Genomic DNA, 235 nt, shown 5'->3' on the forward strand with positions numbered 1-235 from the left:
TTCACCTTCAAGGTCGACCACGGTGCGCCGCTCAGCCCGCTGTACGACTGGCGCCCGCAGAGCACCGACCTCCGCCGCCCGCCGTACTGGGAAGGCGCGTTGGCCGGCGAGCGCGGGCTGCCCGGGATGCGTGCACTGGCGGTGCTGGGCGACAACATCACCACCGACCACCTGTCGCCGTCCAACGCGTTCCTGGCCAGCAGCGCCGCCGGTGAGTACCTGGCGAAGATGGGCC

1 protein-coding gene is annotated in these 235 nt (G+C 71.5%); it reads left to right on the forward strand.

From position 1 onward, the window contains the following. Positions 1-235: hypothetical protein (locus ACQG3P_RS23905; protein WP_426806439.1), on the forward strand; the 235-nt coding region annotated here is incomplete at both ends.

Source organism: Stenotrophomonas sp. SrG (genome assembly GCF_050031795.1).
Lineage (GTDB): Bacteria > Pseudomonadota > Gammaproteobacteria > Xanthomonadales > Xanthomonadaceae > Stenotrophomonas > Stenotrophomonas rhizophila_A.